The 2530-nt window shown below is 37.4% G+C and carries 1 protein-coding gene; it reads right to left on the bottom strand.

Annotated elements, in window-relative coordinates:
• Window positions 1–150 precede the first annotated feature (150 nt).
• Window positions 151–2049 (bottom strand): endonuclease MutS2, encoded by a 1899-nt coding sequence (locus CBF35_RS14800; protein ID WP_126782598.1) that lies wholly within the window; start codon window positions 2047–2049, stop codon window positions 151–153.
• Between the last annotated feature and the right edge of the window lie 481 nt (window positions 2050–2530).

The following is a 2530-nucleotide window of genomic DNA, read 5'->3' as shown; positions in this document are numbered from 1 at the left end:
GCTGCTTCTTTAACTTCTAATGGGTATGAAATTCGTTTAACCATAAAAATACACCTCCGTTTTCTTCATTTTACACGAATTCAACGGGGGTGTTTTTATATTTGTCTCAACCTATGGGGTCAGTTCAAATCTCAGTCTTTTTTTTGTTTCTTATTGAAGACGGTTACGCCTCTCTTTAGCTAGGGCTTTGTGAGCTTTTTTCGATCCTCGAGTTAAGTCCCGCTCTTGCTTTCGTTCTTTGTAACTAGTAAATAAGCTAGCTAAATCATAATCTGCTGGGTATAAGTCTACAGCTGCTGTAACTAATGTTAAACGGCGGTTCAAAACAGTCAGCAACTCTTCCCCTAGTAAAATTGTGACTTGCCCTTTTTCATCATCTACACTGTAAACTAAGGCATTAGCAGCTTTTTCTTGATAAAAAACCCGATCACCTATGGAAAAATCAGTCAACACCTTAGTCGCTTCTGCTAGTTGGCTAATTTTAGGCTCAAGAGCCTCAGAAATTTTAGTTAGATCATATTCACGTTTAGTTAAATATCTTTCCGCTTGTTGGATGACTTTACGTGGTAATTGCATTTTGTTGGCAATCCATAAGGCATTACTTTCCCCTGTTTCTCCCATAATTAACTGATAGCGAGGAGCTAAGGTTTCGGGATCAAAGGCCATGGCAGCCGTAATAAAGTCAGGATGAAGTTGGGCATAGCGTTTAATTTCGCCATAGTGGGTCGTTGTCACTACCCGACACCCTTTTTGGTAGAGAGCCTCCATAATTGCAATCGCTAAGGCAGCCCCTTCATTAGGCTCTGTACCACTGCCTAATTCATCTAATAAGACTAAACTATTAGTTGAGATTCCTTCTAAAATCACAGAAATATTAGCCATATGACTTGAAAAGGTACTCAAGGCATTTTCAAGACTTTGTTCATCACCAATATCGACAAAAACTTCATCAAATAAAGCAATTTCGGTGCCCTCTGCCCCGGGAATTTGCAATCCTAACATCGTCATTAATGTTAGCAAGCCAATCGTCTTTAATACCACAGTTTTACCACCAGCATTCGGTCCAGTAATCGTTAGTCCTCGGTAGCTCTTTCCTAATTCCAAATCTAAAGGTAAGGCTTCTTCTAATAAGGGATGTCTAACTTTGATTAATTTTAGATAGCCAGAGCGATTAACTTTCGGCGTCATCCCTTCAATCTCCCGACTGTACTTAGCTTTAGCAAAAATCACATCATATTCTGAAACGACTTCCATGTTGTAGCTGATTTCCGTCATTACTTCAGCAATTAAGCCCGTTAGACTGGCTTGAATTTGATAAACTTCACTGCTTTCCGCTACTTTTAAGTCAAATAATTTATCATTAAGTTTCGCCACTGACTGAGGCTCAATAAAGGCCGTTGTCCCTTTAGTTGATTCTTCAACAATTGTTCCAGGAATTTGATTTTTATAGCTTGCCTTAATTGGTACTGTATAGCGTTCATTTTTTTTGACAACGATGAATTCTTGGATTTTATCTTTGACTTGGCTATTTCTTAAAAACTTTTGTAAGCCTTGTTGAATCGCACTTTCGGTTTCTTGAATGCCACGGCGAATTTTTCTCAGCTCACGACTGGCATCTGTCCGAATGTGATTGTTTTGAACGTCTTGATAAATCTCTTCTTCAATCTTTGAAAAAGTATGAAGGCCTTGACTATAAGCACATAATAAAGGGGCTTGCCATTGATTTTTAGTCATAAATGTTTGAATCAAGCGTCCACTTCTTAAAAAATCAGCGTACTCCACTAACTCAGAAGGACTTAACACAAACCCTTTTTTGACTTGTTCCGTTAAATGCTCAATATTACTTAGTCCCATAAAAGGAACGTGCTGGTTACTCATTAAAAGGGCTTTGCCTTCTAGTGTTTCTTGCTGCCAATTTTCGACAACTGCTAAATTACTACTTGGTTGCAACTTAGCGATTTTTTCTTTGCCGTAGAGACTAATGGCGTAGCTAGCTACTCGTGTTTTAATCTCGTTTAATTGGGTTTTTTCCATTGTTTGTTTATTCATTGTTTGCTCCTTAATTATCATTAATTAAGAGACTGGCTAGGCTATAATTATAGACAAAAAGAGCTAGGGATTCCGCCCTAGCTCAAATAAACGTCTTTTAAGTTGATTAAGCAACATTAAAAGGCTCTTATTGGTGAGTTAGCTCAGTATCTTTTGGTATACTAAATAAACTTGCACTTTAGCAATTTATTTAAGACTTCAGTTACCAATTTAGCTGATACTTACACTCACAAAAACACTCCTAAAATAATGTTGTCTAGCGCTGATTGGCTAGCAATTAAAGCACTACTCATGTTTAGTATACTCTTTACCTGAACAGCTTGTCAATTGATTAATAAAAAGACGTCAATTAATTGAACTGACCCCATAGGTTGAGACAAATATAAAAACACCCCCGTTGAATTCGTGTAAAATGAAGAAAACGGAGGTGTATTTTTATGGTTAAACGAATTTCATACCCATTAGAAGTTAAAGAAGCAGC

Origin of the sequence: Vagococcus salmoninarum (assembly GCF_003987495.1) — a bacterium.
GTDB classification, from domain to species: domain Bacteria; phylum Bacillota; class Bacilli; order Lactobacillales; family Vagococcaceae; genus Vagococcus_D; species Vagococcus_D salmoninarum.
The sequence above is the reverse complement of the archived record's forward strand: the minus strand, read 5'-3'. Positions and strand labels throughout refer to the sequence as shown.

Excerpts from the sequence above, each read along its gene's own strand:
- CBF35_RS14800 (WP_126782598.1), bottom strand. The coding sequence starts at position 2,049 with ATGAATAAACAAACAATGGAAAAAACCCAATTAAACGAGATTAAAACA.